The sequence below is a fragment of the Kitasatospora sp. NPDC093550 genome, from assembly GCF_044764985.1.
Taxonomy (GTDB): domain Bacteria; phylum Actinomycetota; class Actinomycetes; order Streptomycetales; family Streptomycetaceae; genus Kitasatospora.
Genome location: NZ_JBIWJF010000007.1, coordinates 216,634 through 236,943, shown reverse-complemented (window position 1 = coordinate 236,943; position 20,310 = coordinate 216,634). Strand labels below are relative to the sequence as shown.

Sequence of the window (20,310 nt, the reverse complement as noted above, 5' to 3'; positions counted from 1 at the left end):
TGCCTGACCGGGCCCGCGCCATCCGTCCTGACCGACCCTGACCGCCCCTGACCGACCCTCACTGGCCGTGACCGGCAGACCCTCACCGGCCGTGACCGGCCGCCGTGGGGCGGCCGGTCAGCGGATCCCTTCGACCGCCGCCTGGGCCGCGCGGGCCAGCTCGCGCCGGGCGCCCGCCCGGGTGGCCTGCGGGGCGGGAGGGGGGATCGGCGGGAGGAAGGTCACCTCGGCGACCAGCCCGCGCGCCGCGACCACCCGGGCGAGCGAGGTGAGCAGCCCGTCGTCCCCGACGAACGCGGGGACGCTGGTCGGCCGCCCGTCGGCCAGCCGGTAGCGGATCGTCACCGGCTGGACGAAGGCGCCCGCCTCGACCGCGGCCTGGAACAGCGCGGGCCGGAACCTGCCGCTCTCCCGCCCGCACCAGGTCGAGCCCTCCGGGAAGACGATCACCGGGTGCCCGGAGCGCAGCACCCCGGCCACCGCCGCGACGGTGTCCGGCAGCGTCCGCAGCCGGTCGCGGTCCAGGAAGACGGTGCCGCCCCAGGCGACCAGCGGGCCGAGCACCGGCCACCGCCGGACCTCGGACTTGGCCAGCGACCGGCCCGGCCGGCCGGCCGCGAGCAGCGGGATGTCCAGCCAGGACACGTGGTTGGCGACCACCAGCACCCCGCCGGCGCCCGGGCCGCGGCCCGGCCCGGTGAGCTGGACGGTCACCCCGAGGGCGCGCAGCACGACGCGCGCCCAGAGCCGGGTCAGCCGCTCCCGGCCGCCGTACGGGAGCAGCCTGCCCGGCAGGCTGAGCACGACGCCGGCCAGGACCGCCAGCAGGCAGGCCGTCAGCCGCAGGACGCGCCGGGGGTGGGACACCTCCGGCGCCGCGTCGGCCAGGCAGGTCTCCGGCCGGCAGGTCGCCGTGGGCAGCCAGACGCTCATGACGTGGTGCCCAGCGCGGGCAGTCCGGAGAGGAAGTGCCGCAGGTAGCGCGGGTCGGTGCGCTCCAGCGAGAGCAGCACGTACAGGTCGGCGCAGTGGAAGTCCGGGTCGTACGCGGGCTCGCCGCAGACCCAGGCGCCGAGCCGCAGGTAGCCGCGGAGCAGGGGCGGCAGGGCGCCGCGCTCGGCGCGCGGCACGCCGGCGGCGTCCCAGCGGCGGTGCGGGGAGACCCGGTACTCCGCGGGGGCCAGGTGCCTGGTGCTGACGGTGTCCCAGACCCGGGCCGCGGTGGCGCCGCCGTCCTCCAGGCCGATCGAGCAGCAGCCGCCGACCCAGGTGTTGCCGGTGTCGGCGAGGTAGCGGGCGATGCCGCCCCACATCAGGTTGATGACGGCGCCGTTGCCGCGGTGGTCCGGGCGGATGCACGAGCGTCCCAGCTCGACCAGGCCGGGACGGACCGGCGCCAGGGCGGACAGGTCGAACTCGCCCTCGGAGTAGAGGCGTCCGGCCCGGCGGGCCGCCTCGGGGCGCAGCAGCCGGTAGGTGCCGACGACGGTTCCGTGCTCGCCCTCGCGGACCAGCAGGTGGTCGCAGTACTCGTCGAACGGGTCGATGTCGAGGCCGGCGACCGGGCTGTGCAGGAGGGCGCCGAGCTCGGCGGCGAACACCTGGTGGCGCAGCTGCTGGGCGGCGCGCACGTCGTCCTCGTCGCGGGCGAGGGAGACGGTGTACGCGGGCGCCGGGGTGGGGGCCGCGGTCGGCGCGGGCCGGTGGCGCGGGGCGGGGACCGCCGGGGCGTCGTGGGCGGGGGCGACTGCGGACGGAGCGTACGTGGGGACGGTGCTCATGGCGGACCCTCCAGGGCAGCACGATCGGCGGTGCCGTGGATCGCCAGGGCACCGTCCCGGTCCGCTGGTGGTCGGGCATGGACGCGAACCGGTCCCGGTATGTCTCTCCGAATCGGTTGGCATTCACGTTGCGGCCCGGCGGATCGCAGATGTGCACCTGTTGAATGGGACCACCCGTGGCCTCCCGGTCACCTGCCCGGCACCCGGCGCTCTTCCGCGCGGGGTGGACAACGGGGGTGCACAGCTGCACCGTGCGCCCCCGCTGTCCCGCCCGGCCGACTCACCCGGCCCGGTCGGCTCACCCGGCCCGGCCGGTTCACATGGCCTGCCAGCCCTCCGGGTCCACGCCGCCCGGGACGGTGTCGGCCGGTCCGTAGGGCTCGCGGGTGTAGACGAAGGAGCCGATGTCGAGGTGGCTGACCGAGCCGTCGGCGCCCCGGACCACCCGCAGGGTCTCGCCCGCGTAGTAGTTGTCCAGGCCGGTCCAGGTGCCGTCCGGCTCGGGCCGGAAGCGCGAGCCCCGGGTGCCGCCGCCGAGCTGGGTGAGCTCCAGGACGCGCCCGGCCCGCAGTCGCAGGACGTTCGGGGCGGCACCCCAGTACCAGGGGCCGGTGAGCTCCAGCAGCTCCTGGTCGACCTCGGGCAGCGGGCGCCAGGGCTCGGGCAGCCGCGGCTCGTGCTCGGCGGTGAGCGCGATCAACCGCGCGGTCAGCAGCGAGGTGCCGACGCCGCTGGTGGCGTTGGCGAGGGCGTACGCGGCCAGGCCGTCGGCCTCGCTGACCCACAGTCCGGCCGTGAAGCCGGGCATCGAGCCGGTGTGCCCGTACAGCAACCGGCCCTCGTGGCGGAGCAGCTGCAGCCCGAGGCCGAAGGCGGTGGTCCACCCGTCGTCGAGCGGGGCGGCGACCGGGCGGCGCATCTCGGCGAGGGTGTCGGCGGCGAGCACCTTGTCGTCGCCCGCGCCGAGGAAGGCCGCCCAGCGGGCCAGGTCGGCGCCGGTGGACCAGAGTTGGCCGGCCGGGCCCATCAGGCCGGTGTCGGTGAGCGGTTCGGGCCGCATCACGTCGGCCCACGGGTGGACGGCGAAGCCCCCGGCGTGCGGGTGCTCGGGCAGCAGCGTGGTGCGGTCCATGCCGAGCGGGGCCAGCACCTCGCGGCGCAGTACCTCGCCCCAGGGCTCGCCGCGCACCTTCTCCACCAGGGCGCCGAGCAGCGCGTAGCCGGGGTTGGAGTAGTGCAGGAGGCGGCCGGCCGGGTGCTTGAGCGGGCGTTCGGCCTCCAGCAGGTCGTCGAGGCGGGGCCGCAGCGAGCCCTCGGTCCGCTCCCACCACGGGCCGGGGGTCTCGGCGGCGAGTCCCGAGGAGTGCGAGAGCAGGTGGGCGACGGTCGCGTCGTCGGCCGGGGTGCCGGGCAGGTGGCGGGAGAGCGGGTCGGCGAGGTCGAGCAGGCCCTCGTCACGCAGCCGCAGCACCAGCACGGCGACGAAGGTCTTGGTGATGGAGCCGATCCGGAACTGGACGTCCGGGGTGGGCGCGTGCCCGTCGATCATGCTGCGGGCGCCGCTCCACACCGGCCGTCCGTCCCGCACCACCCCGGCGACCACGGCGGGCGCCCGCCCCTCGGCCTGGGCGAGGGCGACCCGGTGCAGCAGGGCGCGGCGGGTGGTGGGGAGCAGCTCGTCCGGCAGACCGGTCATGTGGGCTTCTGAACTCATCGACATGTGGACGGACAGTAGCCCAGCGCGGCGCCGATCCCGAGCGGATTCCGCCGTGCCCCGGGCAGTTCGACCGCCGTGCCCGCCGCGCCCCGGGCGGTGCGACCGTCGCACCCCGACGGGGCCTCAGACCGGCAGCGGCGGCAGTTCCGGGCGCTCCAGCCAGGCCTCGAAGAGCGGGCCGAGCGGCACGGAGGTGTACCGGGAGGCGTGCGCCCGCAGGTCCGCCGTGTCGACCACGCCGTGCCGGTTGAGGCCCGCCCAGTCCCGCAGCATCGCGAAGAACGCGTCGTCGCCCAGCGCCCGGCGCAGCGCGTGCACGACGAGCCCGCCGCGCTGGTACAGCCGGTCGTCGAACATCAGCTTGCGGCCCGGGTCGCCGAGGACGAGGTCCTGCGGCTGGCCGGCGAGCCGGGTGTGGGCGGCGTGCGCGCGGGCGGCCGCGGCCGGGCCGCCGGCGTGCTCGGACCAGAGCCACTCCGCGTACTTGGCGAAGCCCTCGTTCAGCCAGATGTGCCGCCAGTCCGCGATCGTGACGCTGTTGCCGAACCACTGGTGGGCCAGCTCGTGCGCGATCAGCCGCTCGCGCTCCCAGCCGCCGCCGAGGTGGTTGGTGCCGAAGGTGGCGACGCCCTGCGCCTCCACCGGGACGTCCAGCTCCTCGTCCGCGAGGACCACCGCGTACTCGCCGAACGGGTACGGCCCGAAGACCTCGGCGAAGTACGCCGTCATCTCCGGCTGCCGGGCGAAGTCCCGGGCGAAGCCGGTGGCCAGCCGCTCCGGCACGTACCCGGTCTGCGGCACGGCCGGCCGGGCGGCCAGCGGCACCGCCCGGTAGTGGCCGATCGACACCGTCACCAGGTACGTCGGGGTCGGCGCGCTCTGCTCGTACACCCAGGTGGTGCTGGACGCCCGGGTGGTGCGGGTGAGCAGCCGGCCGCCGGCCACCACGGTGAACGGGGACGCCGTGGTCACCGCTATCTGGTACGTCGCCTTGTCGGCGGGCCGGTCGTTGCACGGGAACCAGGACGGCGCGCCGATCGGCTGGCTGGCCACCAGCGCGCCCTCGGTCAGCTCCTCCCAGCCCAGGCCGCCCCACGGGCTGCGCACCGGGCGCGGGTTGCCGGTGTAGTGCACCTCGACGGTGAACGCCGCGCCCGCCGCGAGCGCCTTGGCCGGGCGGACCCGCAGCTTGCCGGCGCGGTGGGTGTAGCGGGCGGCCCGGCCGTCGACCAGCACCCGGCCGATCCGGAACTCGGCCAGGTCGAGCGCGAACTCCGCCAGTGCCGCGTCCGCCACCGCGCTCAGCCGGGCCGAACCGGCCAGCCGGTTGGGCCCGGGCCGGTAGTCCAGCGTCAGCTCGTAGCGGTGCACCCGGTAGCGGTGGTCACCGCTGTTCGGGAAGTACGGGTCCGGGGCGCCGGCGGCCGCGGGGGCGTGCTTGGACTTCACGGGGACGTGCGCTTCCTGCGGGCCGGGACGGGGGGTCGTCGAGGCGGTCATGACGTGGTCTGCCACGCCTCGATGGGGTTGCCCAGCCACCGCGTGTCGGCGGGGACGGACTCGGCGCGCATCACCAGCGAGGCCGGGCCGAGCGTGCTGCGCGCGCCCACCGTGCTGCCGGGCAGCACGATGCCGCCCGGGCCCAGGGTGGCGCCCTCGCGGAGGACCACAGTATCCATCCGCATGATCCGGTCGTGGAAGAGGTGGGTCTGCACCACACAGCCCCGGTTGATGCTGACCCCGTCGCCGAGGGTGACCAGGTCCGCCTCCGGGAGCCAGTAGCTCTCGCACCAGACGCCGCGCCCGACCTTCGCGCCGAGCGACCGCAGCCACAGGTTGAGCACCGGGGTGCCCGGCACGGAGCCGACCAGCCACGGCACCGCCAGCATCTCCACGAAGGTGTCCGCCAGCTCGTTGCGCCACACGAAGCCGCTCCACAGCGGGTGCTCCACCGCCCGGAACCGCCCGACCAGCAGCCACTTCGCCGCCACCGCGACCACGCAGGCCACCGTGCCGGCGCCCAGCAGCACCGGGCCGGAGAGCAGCGCGGCGGCCGGCGGCGAGCCGGCGGCCAGCCAGGACAGCGCCGCCGTCGTCAGCAGGCCCAGCGCCGCCGAGGCCAGCACCGGCACCAGCCGGCCCAGCTCGACCAGCCCGCGCGCCCACAGCAGCCGGGTCGGCGGCTCGTAGGTCAGGCTCTGGTCGGCCCGGTCCGCCGAGCGCGGCAGCCGCATCGGCGGCATGCCCAGGTACGAGCCGCCCTTCTTCGCCTTCGCCGGAGTCGCCGACAGCACGCCCACCAGGCCGCGCTTGGGCACCGAGCGGCCCGGCGCGGTCATCCCCGAGTTGCCGAGGAACGCCCGCTCGCCGACCTTCGCCTCGCCGAGCCGCACCCAGCCGCCGCCCAGCTCGTACGGCGCGATCAGGGTGTCGTCCGCCAGGAACGCGCCGTCGCCCACCGTGGTCAGGCTGGGCAGCGCCAGCACCGTCGACACCTCGGCGCCGCGGCCGATCCGCATCCCGAGCGCCCGCAGCCACAGCGGCGTGACCAGCCCGGCGTACAGCGGGAACAGCACCTCGCGGGCCCGGTCCATCAGCTGGCTGACCGTCCAGGCCTGCCAGCCGACCCGCCCGTGCAGCGGGTGCACGCCGGGTACCAGGCCGATGCTCAGCAGCCGGACCAGCACCAGCAGCTGCGCCGCGTACACCGCGCCGTACGCCAGCGTCGCGGGCAGCAGCCCGAGCAGGGCGCCGCCGAGCGCCGGGCCGAGCGCGTCGCCCTGGTGGACGAAGCGGGAGAGCACGGCGAGCGCGCCGACGGCGGGCAGCACCGGGAGCAGGCCGAGCGCGGCACCGCCGGCGCCGTACATCGCCGCCCAGCGGGCCCGGCGCGCCGGGCGGTCCTTGGGCCAGGTGCGCTCGGCGCGGCCCAGCTTGACGGCGGGCGCGCCGCCCCAGCGCTGGCCCGTCGGGACCTGCCCGGTGACGCTGGAGCCGGCCACCACCTGGGCGCGCTTGCCGATCCGGGCGCCGGGCAGCAGCGTCGAGCGGGTGCCGACCACGGCGCCGGAGCCGACCTTGACCTGGCCGATCAGCAGCCGGTCGCCGTCCAGCCAGTAGCCGCACAGGTCCACCTCGGCCTCGACCGCGCAGCCGCGGCCCAGCTTCAGCATCCCGGTGACCGGCGGCAGCGAGTGCAGGTCCACGTCGGGTGCGACCTTGCAGCCCAGCGCGCGGGCGTAGCGCACCAGCCAGGAGCCGGACAGCGAGGTCGCGCCGCTCAGCTCGGCGAGCCGCTCGGCCGCCCACAGGCGCAGGTGCACCGAGCCGCCGCGCGGGTGGGTGCCGGGGCGCACACCGCGCAGCAGCAGCCGGGCGCCGCCCGCCGAGACGGCCAGCCGGCCCGCCGGGGAGAACAGCGCCAGCGCGCCCGCGCCGACCCACCACCAGGAGGCGGTGGGCGCCCACGGGTAGTCGCCGAGGTGCGTGAGCAGGTTCCCGGCGGCCAGCAGGGCCACCGTCCAGCGCAGGCCGACCACGGTGAACAGCGGGAGCAGCAGGAGCAGCTGCAGCAGCTTCGCCCTGGTCGGGACCAGGGTGACGGTACGGGCCTCGGCGCTGTCCGCGGCGGTGCGCTCCAGGTGCCGGGCGAGCTTGCGCAGCGTCGGGTTCTGGTAGATGTCGAGGACGGCCGCGCTGGGGTAGCGGGTGCGCAGCAGGGTGGTCAGCCGGGCGGCGGCCAGGCTGCCGCCGCCGATCGCGAAGAAGTCGTCGCGCGGGCCGCTGACGGTGATGCCGAGGATCTCGGCCCACTGCTCGGCCAGCCACGCCTCGGTGCCGTACAGCTGCTCGCTCGGGCCCGCGGCCTCCAGCTCGGGCAGCGGCCACGGCAGGGCGTTGCGGTCCACCTTGCCGGAGGTCCGGGTGGGCAGGGTCTCGACGGTCGCGAGCAGCGGGACGAGGGCGGCGGGCAGCTCGGCGCGCAGCCGCTCGACGGCCTGCTCGCGGTCGAAGCCGTCCTGGACCACCAGGTAGCCGACCAGCAGCTGGTTGCCGCCGCGGGCGGTCCGCACGGCGGCGGCCGCGCCGGCGACGCCGGGCAGCGCCTGCAGCGCCGCGTCGACCTCGCCGAGCTCGATCCGGCGGCCGCCCAGCTTGATCTGCTCGTCGGTGCGGCCGAGGAACAGCAGGCCGGCCGGGTCGGCCTGGACCAGGTCGCCGCTGCGGTAGGCGCGCTCCCAGCCCAGCGAGGGCAGTGGCGCGTACTTCTCGGCGTCCTTCTCCGGGTCGAGGTAGCGGGCCAGGCCGACGCCGCCGATCACCAGCTGACCGGTGCCGCCGGGGGCGACCGGCTCGCCGGCCTCGTCCACCACGGCGAGGTCCCAGCCGTCCAGCGGCAGGCCGATCCGCACCGGGCCCTCGCCGGTCAGCAGCGCGGCGCAGGCGACCACGGTGGCCTCGGTCGGGCCGTAGGTGTTCCACACCTCCCGGCCCTCGGTGACCAGGCGCTGCACCAGCTCGGGCGGGCAGGCCTCGCCGCCGAAGATCAGCAGCCGGACCTCGTTCAGCGCCTCGGCCGGCCACAGCGCGGCCAGGGTCGGGACGGTGGAGACGACGGTGATCTCCTGCTCGCTCAGCCAGGGGCCGAGGTCGGCGCCGCTGCGCACCTGCGAGCGGGGCACCGGCACCAGGCACGCGCCCTGGCGCCAGGCGAGCCACATCTCCTCGCAGGAGGCGTCGAAGGCGACCGACAGCCCGGCCATCACCCGGTCGCCGGGGCCGATCGGCTCCTCCTGCAGGAAGAGCGCGGCCTCGGCGTCCACGAAGGCGGCCGCGTTGCGGTGGGTGACGGCGACGCCCTTGGGCTTGCCGGTGGAGCCGGAGGTGAAGATGATCCAGGCGTCGTCGGCCGGGGTGGGGCGGCGCTCCGGGGAGGGCGCGCGCTCGGTCGTGGTGGCGATGACGCGGTCGGCGCCGAGCACGGCGGCGACGCCGGCCTCGCCGAAGACCAGTTCGGCGCGCTCGTCCGGGTCCTCCGCGTCCACCGGGACGTAGGCGGCCCCGGCGGTGAGCACGGCGAGGATCGAGACGTACAGGTCGTTGGTGCCCGACGGCACGCGCACGCCGACCCGGTCGCCCGGGCCGATCCCGGCGGCGGCCAGGCGGCGGCGCAGCTGCTCGACCTCGGCGGCCAGCGCGCGGTAGCTCAGCACGGCGTGGCCGTCGTCGAGGGCGGGCTCGTCGGGGTGGGCGCGCACGGTGGCGTCCAGGACGTCCACCAGGGTGCGCGGCGCGGCGGCCGGGCGGCCGGGGAACAGGGCGCGCGGCGGTGCGGCGGTCGGGTTCGTCTCGTCCCAGTGGCTCGTGTGGCTCGTGTGGTCCGTGTGGTCCGTGCGGTCCGGGTGGTCCGGGTAGTCCGTGTGGTCGGGACGGTCCGGGTGGTTCGGTTCGTTGGGTCGGCTCGGTTCAGCTGTCATGGCAACCCGTGCGCTCCTCGTCACTCGCCCCGTTCCCAAGGATCGATGCCCGACCCTTGGGGGCGGTGGGGACCACTCGCCGTAACCGGGTGACCCCACTCCGGGGTCGGAGCGGACAACCCGACCGATGGTAGCTCCGTATTTCCGGAGACGCCGGGGTGTCGATCGACCCAACTCGGCCGATTTTCACTGAATCTGATGGACCATCAGTCAATAACTGAGGCTTCAAAACATTGATGTGACGGACGGTCAGGCAAATTGACGGATCGTCAGATCTGATTTTCCATCGTGATCCATGCCACAGCGATCGCTGCTCCCTTCGGGTGGCGGGCCCGGCGTCCCGGTGGCTCCTCGGGTCCGGGCCCGCCACGGTGGCGGGGTGGTCAGCGGAAGAGGTGCAGGTGCTCCTGGAGGAAGGCCTCCAGGGTGCGCGGACTGCGCCCGGTGGCCTGCGTGAACGCGCCGTCGGGCACCTCCCGGCGGGCCACGGCGAGCTGCTGGATCTCCACGACGTGGGCGGCGAGCCAGTCCGGCATCCCCGACCGCTGGACCAGGTGGGCCCGCAGCTCGGCCGGTGGGAGGTCGAGGTAGCGGACCGGGCGGCCGAGCAGCTCGCCGAGCAGTGCGGTGAGCTCCGGGTGGCTGTAGGCCCGCCCGCCGGTCAGCGGATAGCTGCCGCCGGCCAGCTCCGGGCGGGTGAGCACGTCGGCGGCGAGATCGCCGATGTCCCGGACGTCCACGTAGTTGCACCGCGCCCGGCCCAGCGCGCCGTGCACCACCCCGGCGGCCGCGATGCCGGGCGCCAGGAGCAGCAGCTTCTGCATGAACGCGTACGGCCGCAGGACGGTGGTGGTGACGCCGGAGCGGCGCAGGCGCTCCTCGATCAGGTGGTGGCCGCGGGAGACGGCGACGGGGGAGTCCGGCTCGGCGGCGGGTGCGGACACCTTCACGATGTGCTCCACTCCGCAGTCGAGCGCCGCGTCGACGGCGTTCAGCTCGTGCCGCACCTGGTCCGGGCCGTTGGCCATGGTGAGGAAGAGCTGCCGCGCGCCGCGGAAGGCCGCGCGGAGCGAGTCCGGGTCGGCGGCGTCGGCCGCGAACGGCTCGGCCCGCGCGAGGGTCGGCCCGTCCGGGTCGGCGGCGAGCCGGGCGGCCAGGCGGGCCGGGTCGCGGCTGAGCGCGCGGCTCGGGGTGCCGAGGGCGGCGAGGCTGCGCAGGGTGGCGCCGCCGGTGGCGCCGGCGGCGCCCATGATGACGATCACGATGTCTGCCTTTCGGGCTGGGGTGCGGTGGGGGTGGTGGTGTGGGTGTGGGTGTGGCTGTCGGGGCGGTGCTGCGGCGCTGGGGTGCGGCGACTGCCCCGCCAGCGCCAGGTGGTGATGGTGGCGGCGATGGCGGAGGAGGCCGGAAGGTCGATCGGCAGCCGGTCCGGCCAGGCACGGCCGGCGAGGCCGGGGACGTGCGGGAGCCAGTGCGCGGCGCCCAGGCCGACGGCGAGGCCGCACCCGGCGGCGAGCAGCCCGAGCGTGGCGGCCGCGAGGACGCGCGGGGTCCGGGGCGGCCTGCTGCGGACCGGTCGGCGGCGCAGGACGGAGCCGAGTGCGGCGGCCACCAGGGCGGAGGTGCCGCCGATGGTGGTGAGCGCGGCGATCACCAGCTGCCGCTGCCCGGTGGCGGCACCGCCGAGGCCGGCCGTCACGGCGGGCATCAGGTAGGCGACCAGGACCTCGCGCCACAGGACGAAGCGCGGGGGAGCGCCGGGGGCTTTCTTGCTCATGGGATTGTCCTCTCGTCGGTGCTTGATTAGGTGCCTAAGTATTAGTGCTTAGGCACCTAACTATTGGGCCTGAGGGAAGGGCGGGCCGTTCGGCGGCCCGCCCGGGGTCGAGGTCGGTCCGTGGTCAGTCGGCGGTCAGCGCGTCGATGCCCGCGACCACCCTGGCCAGCAGGTCGAGGAAGGTCGCGCGCTCCTCGACGGAGAGTCCGCCGACCAGCGCCTGCATCCGGGCGAAGTGCTCCGGGGCCAGGTCGCGCAGCTTCTCGGCGCCGCGCGCGGTGAGGATCACCACGTTGCCGCGCCCGTCCTCGGTGGACGGGCGGCGTGCCACCAGGCCCTGCCGCTCCAGGCCGTCGACCAGTCCGGTCACCGTCGCCCGGGAGACGCCGAGGCTCGCCGCGAGCTGGGACGGCGACTTCTCGCCGCCGTGGTCCTCCAGGTCGGACAGCAGGCGGTAGCGGCCGGTGGAGAGCCCGAAGCGGCCGAAGTGCACCTCGCCGGCCTGGCCGATCCTCGCCCCCGCCGCCATCAGCCGCGCCGCGACCAGGACCGCCTGCGGATCGGCCTGGGCCGCGAGGCCGTAGCGGGCGATCTGGCGGCGGGCCTGGTCGAGCGTGGGTGCGCCGGGGTCGGGCTCGGAGTGCTGGGTCACGAGAAGTAATATGGCGCCTAATCAGATCCCTCGTCAAGTGCGGCCGGTGCGGCCGGCGCTTCTCGGGGAGTGGGAGTGTTCCGGTGGCGCCCGGGCGGGTCCGCAGGCGAGTGGGTCCTGGGCGGGTCTTCGGCGGGATCTCAGGCGGGTCCTAGGTGGCGCGGGGTGCGATCCGGGGCGGCGTCCAGTCGGCGTGCTTCAGGACGGTGCGGACCATCACTCCGGGCGGGGTCAGCCGGATCGCGGCGTTGCGCAGGCCGACCGCCAGTGGATTGGCGAGCCGCTGGCCCATCCGGCCGGCCCGGCGGGCGTCGCGGGCGACGGTCTGGCTGCGTGGACGGCGGAGCGCGTCGTAGCGGGCGAGGGCCCCCGCGACGGTCGGGCCCTCGGCGAGCGCCGCCGCCAGGGTCACCGCGTCCTCCAGGGCCTGGCAGGCGCCCTGGCCGAGGTGGGGCGTCATGGCGTGCGCGGCGTCGCCGAGCAGCGCGATCCGGCCCGCGACGAAGGAGGGCAGCGGGGTGGCCAGCTCGTTCACGTCGTGGTGCAGCACGGCCTCCGGGCGGGTCGCCGCGAGCAGCGCCGGGATCGGCTGGTGCCAGTGCGCGAAGCGGCGGCGGACCTCCGCCAGCGGGTCGCGGTAGCGGACCCCGGGCGGGGAGTTGAGGACGGCGTGCCACTCGGCCGTCCCGTCCGGAAAGGCGATGTGGCCGAACTCGGCGCCGTGACCCCAGGTGATCTCGAAGTCCGCCGTCAGGCCGTCGACCGGGCGCCCCGTGATCGCCCGCAGCACCGTCGAACCGCTGTAGGTCGGCCCCGGGTGGGCGGGGAAGAGCCGGCGGCGGAGGCGGCTGTTGATCCCGTCGGCCGCGACGACGAGGTCGGCGTCCAGGGTGGTGCCGCCGGCGCTCACCCGCACCCGGGCGGGATGTGTGGTGTCCACGTCGGGCGCTTCCTTCACGTCGGTCACTTCAGTCACTTCGGTCACCTCGGCGCCGATCAGCAGGGAGTCGGCCGGCAGCGCCTCGCGCAGGATCCGGTGCAGCGCCGCGCGCGGGATCCCCACGATCGGCGCGCCCAGCTCCCGCTCCAGCGCCTGCCCGTCCATCACCGCGAGCCGGCGGCCGTCCGGTGTGCGGGTGCCGCCGCTGTACTGGCGGCGCGAGGCGGCCTCGACCGCCTCGCCGACGCCCAGGGCGGCGAGTGCCCGCATCCCGTTGGCGGCCAGCGAGATCCCGGCCCCGGCGTCGTCCAGCACGGCCGCCCGCTCGACCACCGTCACCTCCCACCCCGCCAGCCGGAGCCCGATCCCGGCCGCCAGTCCACCGATCCCGCCCCCGACCACCACCGCGCTGTTGCCGTTCATGCCCGGTCCCTCCCGTGTCGCCGCGCGCTGTCTTCTACAGATGTAGAAGGAGCGTACTACGGGCACTCAGGGGGCGGTGGGCTCAGGGCTGCGGGCTCAGGGTGGTCGGCTCAGGGTGGTGGGCGGCGGGCCGCGGGAAACAGGGGAGCGCCGGACCGGCCGCTTCCGGCAGGATGGCCCGATGAACCTTCATCGTCGGCGCCGGACGTTCCCCTCGCGCCCGGGCGCGAACGCCCTGGTGCGCACCCGGGCCACGGCTCCCGTCGTAGCGGCTGCGGAGGCGTGACGCGTGCTGCCCTACGTGTGGCGGGTCACCAAGTACGACCCCGCGGACCGCGACGAGCGGGGCTCCTACACCGGGTCGGAGGAGCCGGTCAGCGACCACGGGCCGGTCGAGGCCGCCTACCTGGAGGCGGTCGCCGCCTTCGCCGAGGACACCGGTGTGCGGCAGCTGGCCGTCCGCGAACCCCAGGCCGCGCCCGGCCTCGCGCACTTCGGCCTGGAGCCGGCGGTCGAGGGCGGAGGCCTCGCGGGACTCTTCCCGCCCGACCTGACCGGCTTCCACGACGGCGCACTCGTACCGGTGCCGCTCGGCCTGGAACTCGTGCGCGCGATGCTCCGCGACAACGGCGCCTGGTGCCGGCTGGAGGTCGAGGACACCTTCGCGGTGCACGTCGGCTGGGACCAGTACGTCTACGTGGGCAGCGCCGTGCCCTGCGAGGCGGCGGTGGAGCGCACCCGCGACCTGGGGCTCTTCCCCGAGCCGGTGGAGGCGTCCCCGTACGACGTGGAACCGGACGAGCCGGGTGTGCAGCGCCCCGCCGACGACGTCTTCTGGGCCCGGCTGCGCTCGTGCGTGGCGACGGGCGAGGCGGCGCTCCTGGAGGAGATGCACCTCGACAACGCCTCGCGCTGGCACCGGCTCGGCGAGGGTTCCCTCGACGCGGTGCGTGCGCGGCTGACCCCTCGGGCCCGGCTGGCCGTCTGGCCGGACCTCTCCACCGACGTCGGCGCCGTCCTCGCCGGCCTCCCGGACGAGGGCCTGGTCGAGTTCGTCTGGGAGGACCGGGACGGCCGGATCACCAGCGTGGTCGCCGACGAGGAGCAGTTCCCGGCGGCGGCCGCCCGGCTCGCCGGTGCCCGGGCCGCCGCGGTGCTCCCGGCGTACGTGGACGAGCGCACCCCGCTGTTCACGGCCGTGCTGCCCGACGCCGACGGCGCCGTCCGCGCCCGGTGGCGGACCGAACCGACCCCCAGCGACCGGGCCTGGGCCTTCCTGCGGACGCTGCGCCGCGGTCAGACGGTGACCGGCACCGTCACCCGGATCGCCTCCTTCGGGGTCACCTTCGTCGACATCGGCGGCTTCACCGCGATGATCAACATCCCCGAACTGTCCTGGCGCCCCTTCGGCCACCCCGGCGAGGTCGTCGAGGTCGGCCGGCAGGTCACCGCGAAGGTCCTCGACGTCGACCTGGTGCGGGAACGCGTACCGCTCTCGCTCAAGGCCCTGCAGGAGGACCCGATGCCGCGGATCGCCCGGCAGGTCGGCCGGATCGTCACCGGGGAGGTCACCCGGCTGGTGCCGTTCGGCGCCTTCGTCCGCATCGAGGACCGGAAGGACGGCTTCGAAGGGCTGGTGCACACCACCGACCTCGCCGAGCCGCCCGTCGACCGCCCCGAGGACGCCGTCCGGGTCGGCGACCGCCTCGCCGTGGAGATCATCGCCGTCGACCCCACCCACCGCCGGATCACCCTGTCGCACACCCGGGCCACCCGCCACGCCTGACGCCCGGGGCGGGAGCCCGCGCGGCGCCCGCCACCTCGGGTACCACTGCTCCGTGATCCGGCCCACCTGGGCCTCCGCTGAAAGACCGGCGCCCTAGGCGCGATCGCGCCCGATCCGGCGGACGTTCTCCCGTCCGCAGGTCGCGCAGACGATCCATTCGCACTGCCGGCCGTCCCAGGCGAAGGGCTCGCTCGCCCGGTTGCAGTCCTCCCAGCCGCAGAAGACGCAGTCCGCTTCCTCGCCGGTCACGTACCGGAACGGGTGCAGGACCGGACGGCCCTTGAGATCGGGACGCCCCAGGAACCCGCAGCCGGGGCACGTCCACCACTCGTGGGTGCCGCCGTACGCCCCGGCGCGGGTGAACTCCTGCACCAGGTCCCGCGCGCACTGCGGACAGGTCGTGGGCAGCGCGTCGCCCGTATCGTCGCTCCCGGTCGGATCCTTGACCCCCACGTCGCTCCCCTTGCCCCCTCGGCCCGACACGTCTGCGCCCTCAGGCTATTCCGCGTGCGCCGCGACGAGCGCGGCGCCGACGGGATCAGCGCCGCCAGCGGTAGACGGCGTTCCATTCCTCGGTGATCCAGGTGCCGTCGCCGACCGGCATCACGTTGTCGACCTCGGCCATCGGGTACTCGATGCGGCCGTGCAGGGCGCCGGTGGCGGGGTCGGCGAGCCAGTGGCTGTTCTCCCTCCAGCGGTCCCTTCCGAACATGTACACCGCGGCCTCGTCGTACGGGTTGTAGAGCGTCACGATCGCCGTGTCGTCGTCCACGAAGCCGCTCATCGTGGAGAGCTGCGGGTCGTTGTGCACCGAGCAGTCGCCGGTGCCGGGGGCCGGGAAGTCGCCCAGACGGAGTGAGGCGGTGACCTCGTACGTGGGGAGGCTGTGCCAGCTGACGTCCCGTCTCCTGCGGTCGACGGTCATGCAGCGGGAGTTCCGTGAGTCCGTGCCCAGGTAGTCGCGCCCGCTCAGGAGCAGGCTGCCCGGGTCCTGCGGCAAACGCTCGCCCAGGACGATGCCGCCGGACTCCCACCGCGCGTCGTAGTACGTGGATGCCCCCCGCTCGCCGGACACGGTCACCCCGGCGACCTCGTCGTTCTCGTCCCAGAGCAGGCTGACGGACTGCTCGTAGCCACCGCACGGGAGCATGCTCCGCGCCAGCACGGTGCCCTCGGCGTCCAGGGTGACGATCAGGGTGCTGTCCGGCAGCCCGGAGGGCAGCCGCAACCAGATCCGGAGTTCCTGATCGGCACCGCCCGCCCCGGAGTCGCCGGCGGCGGGACGGGACGCGCCGCCGGTCACGGAGAAGTCGAGGGAGCCCCAACGACTCACCTCCCAGGTGCCGTACGGCTGTGTCCACAACCTGGTGCCGTCCGGCGCGACCGCGACGTACTCCGTCTCGGCGCCGAAGACGGCGAACGAGAGGTCGGGAGCGACCCAGTGGCGCGACCACCGGTTGGGCGACGGGGCGGCGAACTCGGCTATCAGCTCCGCCCGTTCCCCCAGCTCGTAGAGGCGCAGCGACTCCGTGCTCCGGACCACCAGCCGGGGAACCGGCTCGGTGGCGTCGAGGTACGTCAGGGCTCCGTCCCGGTCCGGGATCGGATACGTGGCCACCAGTCGGGGTGTGATCGTCATACCCGGAATCCTCTCGCGCCGGGCCGACAACGTGTCCCGGCCCGGCTGCCCAGGGCTGCCCGCCGGCCTGCCGGGTGTCCCCGCCGGTGGGCGGTGGGGCGGGCGGTGCCGGTAGAAAGGGGGGATGCGGCGAGACGAGGAGCAGGGACGACCGGACCGGCGGACGGTGCTGGCGGACGCGGCGATCGGGGTGTTGGCGGACCTCGGGGTGCGCGGGCTGACCCACCGGGCGGTGGACGCGGCGGCCGGACTGCCGACCGGGACCACCTCGGCCTATCTGCGGACCCGGCAGGCGCTGCTGACCGCGCTGGTGCGGCGGCTCGTGGAGTTGGACCAGGGGGAGCTGCAGGCCATGGGGGAGCGGATTCCGGTGCGCTCGGTGGAGGAACTGGTGGACGGGATCCTCGCGTTGACGCGGCACCGGCTGACCGGTGAGGGGCGGCGGCGCTCGCTCGCCCGGTACGCGTGTGCGGTCGAGAGCGTGCGGGATCCCGAGCTGCGGGAGATCCTCGTCCCGCGGGAGAACGCGGGGCGGGCCGCCGTCCGGGCCTTCCTCGTCGAGCGGGGCGTACCGGATCCGGACGGGCGGACCGGCACGCTGCTGGCCTGCATCGACGGTCTGGTCTTCGACCGTCTGGTGGGCGGGGGAGAGCCCGGGGCCGACGAGATCCACGGGCTGGTGGCGGCCGCCCTGCGCGGGGCGGGGGGCGGCTGAGCGGTCTTGGGCCGGCGGCCACGGGCCGGTGGTCACTCGCCGGCCGGCGGTGACCTGGCCGGCCCGCCGAGCCTGAACGCCGTCCACCGGGTGCGCTCCGAGGACCACCTGTCGCAGCCGATCGCGGAATAGCAGAGCCGAGGAACGTCCCGATGTGACGTGCCATCAGGTCAAACAACCGTCAAGTTGGTTTATTCACAGAATATTCCGCGGAATCCGGGAGGGGGCGCGGATGATTTTCCGCCGCCCACGGGTCTTCACACGGAGATCTCCGGCTGACAGTCTGGGGCAGCCCTTTTCAGTACGGAGGAGGTTCCTTGTCCCGCATATCCACGTTGGCCGGAGCGGTCACCTGTGCCCTTGCCCTTGTCACCGGTAGTGCCGTAGCCGCGTCGGCGGCGCCGATCGACCAGGCCCCGAGCCTGGCCGAGGCGAAGGTCGACCCCGTCGGCTGGAAGCCGTGCAACCCCGACCCGAGCAAGCCGGACCCGGGGATCTACGACTGCGCCGTCTACCCCGTGCCGCTGGACTACGACAACCCGTCGGGCGAGAAGATCGGCATCGCCATGATGCGGCGGCGGGCGAGCGACCCGTCCAAGCGGATCGGTTCGCTCTTCCTCAACCCCGGCGGCCCGGGCGGCAGCGGCTACCTGTGGGCGACGACCAGCCGTTTCGGCCCCGAGGTGCAGTCCAAGTTCGACCTGGTCGGCTTCGACCCCCGCGGCGTGGCCCGGAGCAACCCGCTCAAGTGCTTCAAGACCCAGGAAGAGGCCGACGCGGTCAACAACCGCATGGTCGGCGTGCCGGTCACCAAGGCCGAGATCAACGAGACGCTGGACGCGGACGAGGACTACACCGACGCCTGCAGCAAGAACGCCGGCCCGCTGATCGAGCACATGTCGACCATCAACGTGGTGCGCGACCTGGACCGGATGCGCCGCGCCGTCGGTGACTCCCAGCTCACCTTCGCCGGCTTCTCCTACGGCACCCTGATCGGTTCGACGTACGCCAACATGTACCCGAACAAGGTCCGGGCGATCATCATCGACGGCAACGTCGACCCGAACCTGCGCCTGCACAACGGCCTGGAGTACGACCGCCAGCGCGCGGGCGGCTTCGAGCTGGCCCTGGACGAGTTCCTGAAGCGCTGCCAGACCGCCGGCGCCCCGCGCTGCGCCTTCGGCGAGGGCGACACCCGGGCCAAGTTCGACGCGCTCCGCGACCACCTGCGGACCAGCCCGATCACGCTGCCGAACGGCAAGCAGGTGACGCTGAGCAGCTTCACCAGCGAGGTCGCCAGCGCGCTGTACTCGCAGGCCAAGCTGGCCCCGCTGGCCAAGTCGCTGCAGGCCACCTACCAGGTGCTGCAGAAGCCGGCCGCCGCCAACCTGCTGGCCCCGAAGGCGAACGTCGCGGAGGAGGACGCCAACCTCCTCTCGGTGGACGTCCCGCGGGCGCTGCGGGAGGCCCCGGCGGACTCCGAGTACACCGCCGACGACTCCTACATGGGCGTCAACTGCCAGGACAAGCCGTACCCGTCGAACGACCGGGTGTTCGCGAACGTCGCCAAGACCTGGGAGCAGGAGTCGCCGACCTTCGGTCGCTACCAGGCCTTCGACGCGCCCGCCTGCGCCAGCTGGCCGGCCCCGGCCCGGGACGCCGAGCGCTTCACCGGCCCGTGGAACAAGAAGACCTCCAACACCGTGATGGTCATCGGCAACCTCTACGACCCGGCGACCCAGTACAAGTTCGCCCAGCGGATGCAGCAGGAGCTGGGCAACGCCGTGCTGGTCAGCGTCGACTCGATCGAGCACTGCGCCGTTGGCCGCAGCTCGGCGCTGAACGCGCTGGTCACCCGCTACCTGGTGGACGGCACCGCGCCGAAGCCGGGCCAGCTGCTGAAGCCGGACGCGGAGATCTTCCCGGCGGTCTGAGTGCTCTGAGTGCTCTGAGTGCTCTGAGCGCTCGGAGTGGTCCGAGCGGTGCGCGTGATCCGGACGGTCCGACCGTCCGGCCTCCGGGCGGCTGACGCCCGGGACGACGGCTGTGGTGGTCGGCGGTGCTGCCGGCCACCACAGCCGTGTTTTCCGGCCGATGTTCCCGATGCTCCCGAGCGCCCCGGAAATGCGGAAGAAGATCGCCATCGAACCTCTGTGGAAGCGGATTCCGTCGCGTCGTCGGCGACCCTGGCCGGGGCCACTGACAATGCGGTTCGAGGCGAGGCGGGTGACGGTACCGTGAACGGCTGCCGAATACGGCGTACCGCTCGTTCGCGCCGGGCGACGCCGTCCTTCCGATCCCCTCGGAGGAGTCCGGCGGCGATGAGGATCGTCGCCCCCGGCACTGCTCCCTGATGGACCGTCAGTCGGAGCTGAGCGCGTAGCAGGTGAGCCGGCCGCCGCCGGTGTGCGAGGTCGCGGCGTCGTCCTGCTCGTAGTCGCCCGCCATGAAGTGCACGCTGTGCCCGGTCCAGGCGGGCGGGACGGGGGCGGTGACCGGCGGGGCGGCCTGGCAGCCGGGAGCGCCGGCGCAGTCGCCGGCGAAGGTCAGCGAGCCGTTGCCGTTGTCGGCGATGGTGTAGCCGAACGTCGCCCCCAGCCGTACCCCGCTGAGCAGGTGGTACTTGAGGTTCTTCTCGCCCGCCGGGATCGACCCGACCGAGCCCTGCGGTTTGGGCACGGTCTCGAGAGTCACGTCGACGCCGTCGCCCTGGACGGCCAGCATGACGAAGGGCGCGGCCTCGTCGGCTCCTGCTCCGTGCAGCTGGCCGACGGTGATCTTGTGCGAGACGTCCGGCAGTTGGGTGATCGCCAGGCTCTCGGTCAGGTGGTGGCAGGCGGTGCCCGGGGCGAACCTCCGGGGCGCGGACAGCTCCGTGCGGGAGTGCAGCGAGTGGGCGGTGGTGGCGCCGCCCGCGGGGGCCCAGAAGTCCAGTCCGCCGCCCGGCCCCCGGGTGAGGTACGGGTCGGTGAGCCGGGCCGGGGTGAGCTGCTCGGCCACGGACGGGTCTCCGGGCTTGGCGGTGGGCAGCACCAGCGTCCAGGCGCTCAGGTCCACCGGCGTGACCGCCGCCGTGGGCACCGTCGTGGGTACCGCCGTCACGCAGACGCCCGGCGCCGCGGGCGCGGAGGCGGCGGAGGCTTTGTGCTGGTGACCGCCGGAGGAGACACAGCCGCTCAGCAGCAGGGCGCCGGCCATCGCCAGCGCGCGGGTCGCGGTGCTTCGGCTCTCCGCCATGGGGATCCTCGTCTGAGTACTCGTTGAGACCAGGCCAGCCGGAACCATAACCCGAGGGGAGGCGCCGTCCGACGTTGGGCGCCGACCAGCACGCCCGGTTCCGGGTGCGCCGGATGCTCTTCGAAACCCTCGTCCACCGCGTCGACGCCCCGACCGCTCGGCGGCC

15 protein-coding genes are annotated in these 20,310 nt (G+C 74.6%); 3 read left to right on the top strand and 12 right to left on the bottom strand.

Annotation, left to right across the window (positions count from 1 at the left end; genetic code table 11):
• Positions 1-117: 117 nt before the first annotated feature.
• The 9 genes from ACIRD3_RS13850 to ACIRD3_RS13810 all read right to left on the bottom strand — a co-directional run bounded on the left by ACIRD3_RS13850 (position 118) and on the right by ACIRD3_RS13810 (position 12,767).
• A complete protein-coding gene (locus ACIRD3_RS13850) occupies positions 118-933 on the bottom strand; it encodes a lysophospholipid acyltransferase family protein (protein WP_402215208.1) in 816 nt (271 codons plus the stop codon).
• Positions 930-1,781, bottom strand: coding sequence for a GNAT family N-acetyltransferase (locus tag ACIRD3_RS13845; protein ID WP_402215205.1), 852 nt, complete (start codon positions 1,779-1,781; stop codon positions 930-932). Before ACIRD3_RS13845 ends, ACIRD3_RS13850 begins: the two co-directional genes overlap by 4 nt.
• Before the next feature lie 316 nt (positions 1,782-2,097).
• A complete protein-coding gene (locus tag ACIRD3_RS13840) occupies positions 2,098-3,477 on the bottom strand; it encodes a serine hydrolase domain-containing protein (RefSeq protein WP_402215203.1) in 1,380 nt (459 codons plus the stop codon).
• Between the two features lie 144 nt (positions 3,478-3,621).
• A complete protein-coding gene (locus ACIRD3_RS13835) occupies positions 3,622-5,013 on the bottom strand; it encodes a M1 family metallopeptidase (RefSeq protein WP_402215200.1) in 1,392 nt (463 codons plus the stop codon).
• A complete protein-coding gene (locus tag ACIRD3_RS13830) occupies positions 4,995-8,975 on the bottom strand; it encodes a Pls/PosA family non-ribosomal peptide synthetase (RefSeq protein ID WP_402215198.1) in 3,981 nt (1,326 codons plus the stop codon). The genes ACIRD3_RS13835 and ACIRD3_RS13830 overlap by 19 nt, the downstream gene beginning before the upstream one ends.
• A 383-nt stretch (positions 8,976-9,358) precedes the next feature.
• Positions 9,359-10,237, bottom strand: a complete 879-nt coding sequence (locus tag ACIRD3_RS13825) for an NmrA family NAD(P)-binding protein (RefSeq protein ID WP_402215196.1) — start codon at positions 10,235-10,237, stop codon at positions 9,359-9,361.
• Positions 10,234-10,752, bottom strand: coding sequence for a hypothetical protein (locus ACIRD3_RS13820; RefSeq protein WP_402215193.1), 519 nt, complete (start codon positions 10,750-10,752; stop codon positions 10,234-10,236). Before ACIRD3_RS13820 ends, ACIRD3_RS13825 begins: the two co-directional genes overlap by 4 nt.
• A gap of 124 nt (positions 10,753-10,876) precedes the next feature.
• Entirely contained in the window at positions 10,877-11,404 is a 528-nt protein-coding gene (locus tag ACIRD3_RS13815) for a MarR family winged helix-turn-helix transcriptional regulator (protein ID WP_402215191.1), read from the bottom strand.
• A 151-nt stretch (positions 11,405-11,555) separates the two neighbouring features.
• Positions 11,556-12,767, bottom strand: coding sequence for an FAD-dependent monooxygenase (locus ACIRD3_RS13810; protein ID WP_402215188.1), 1,212 nt, complete (start codon positions 12,765-12,767; stop codon positions 11,556-11,558).
• A 289-nt stretch (positions 12,768-13,056) separates the two neighbouring features.
• Here ACIRD3_RS13810 and ACIRD3_RS13805 point away from each other — a divergent pair, with 289 nt between their 5' ends.
• The gene (locus tag ACIRD3_RS13805; protein WP_402215186.1) at positions 13,057-14,553 is read left to right on the top strand and encodes a S1 RNA-binding domain-containing protein; all 1,497 of its coding nucleotides are present in this window, start codon (positions 13,057-13,059) and stop codon (positions 14,551-14,553) included.
• Positions 14,554-14,646: 93 nt separating this feature from the next.
• Here the strand turns inward: ACIRD3_RS13805 and ACIRD3_RS13800 are convergent, their stop codons facing one another.
• On the bottom strand, positions 14,647-15,006 hold the full coding sequence (locus ACIRD3_RS13800) for a hypothetical protein (RefSeq protein WP_402215184.1): 360 nt from the start codon (positions 15,004-15,006) through the stop codon (positions 14,647-14,649).
• Positions 15,007-15,091: 85 nt separating this feature from the next.
• On the bottom strand, positions 15,092-16,192 hold the full coding sequence (locus tag ACIRD3_RS13795) for a hypothetical protein (RefSeq protein WP_402215182.1): 1,101 nt from the start codon (positions 16,190-16,192) through the stop codon (positions 15,092-15,094).
• A gap of 124 nt (positions 16,193-16,316) precedes the next feature.
• Here ACIRD3_RS13795 and ACIRD3_RS13790 point away from each other — a divergent pair, with 124 nt between their 5' ends.
• Positions 16,317-16,907, top strand: a complete 591-nt coding sequence (locus tag ACIRD3_RS13790) for a TetR/AcrR family transcriptional regulator (RefSeq protein ID WP_402215179.1) — start codon at positions 16,317-16,319, stop codon at positions 16,905-16,907.
• A gap of 317 nt (positions 16,908-17,224) precedes the next feature.
• Complete coding sequence (locus ACIRD3_RS13785) at positions 17,225-18,841, top strand: alpha/beta hydrolase (protein WP_402215177.1); 1,617 nt, start codon at positions 17,225-17,227, stop codon at positions 18,839-18,841.
• Between the two features lie 427 nt (positions 18,842-19,268).
• Here ACIRD3_RS13785 and ACIRD3_RS13780 read toward each other — a convergent pair whose 3' ends face one another.
• A complete protein-coding gene (locus ACIRD3_RS13780; RefSeq protein WP_402215174.1) occupies positions 19,269-20,144 on the bottom strand; it encodes a polysaccharide lyase family 7 protein in 876 nt (291 codons plus the stop codon).
• Between the last annotated feature and the right edge of the window lie 166 nt (positions 20,145-20,310).

Bases quoted from the DNA above. Each gene is read 5' to 3' on its own strand.
- ACIRD3_RS13850 (WP_402215208.1), bottom strand. From the start codon at position 933: ATGAGCGTCTGGCTGCCCACGGCGACCTGCCGGCCGGAGACCTGCCTG.
- ACIRD3_RS13845 (WP_402215205.1), bottom strand. From the start codon at position 1,781: ATGAGCACCGTCCCCACGTACGCTCCGTCCGCAGTCGCCCCCGCCCAC.
- ACIRD3_RS13840 (WP_402215203.1), bottom strand. From the start codon at position 3,477: ATGACCGGTCTGCCGGACGAGCTGCTCCCCACCACCCGCCGCGCCCTG.
- ACIRD3_RS13830 (WP_402215198.1), bottom strand. From the start codon at position 8,975: ATGACAGCTGAACCGAGCCGACCCAACGAACCGAACCACCCGGACCGT.
- ACIRD3_RS13820 (WP_402215193.1), bottom strand. From the start codon at position 10,752: ATGAGCAAGAAAGCCCCCGGCGCTCCCCCGCGCTTCGTCCTGTGGCGC.
- ACIRD3_RS13810 (WP_402215188.1), bottom strand. From the start codon at position 12,767: ATGAACGGCAACAGCGCGGTGGTGGTCGGGGGCGGGATCGGTGGACTG.
- ACIRD3_RS13795 (WP_402215182.1), bottom strand. From the start codon at position 16,192: ATGACGATCACACCCCGACTGGTGGCCACGTATCCGATCCCGGACCGG.
- ACIRD3_RS13790 (WP_402215179.1), top strand. From the start codon at position 16,317: ATGCGGCGAGACGAGGAGCAGGGACGACCGGACCGGCGGACGGTGCTG.
- ACIRD3_RS13780 (WP_402215174.1), bottom strand. From the start codon at position 20,144: ATGGCGGAGAGCCGAAGCACCGCGACCCGCGCGCTGGCGATGGCCGGC.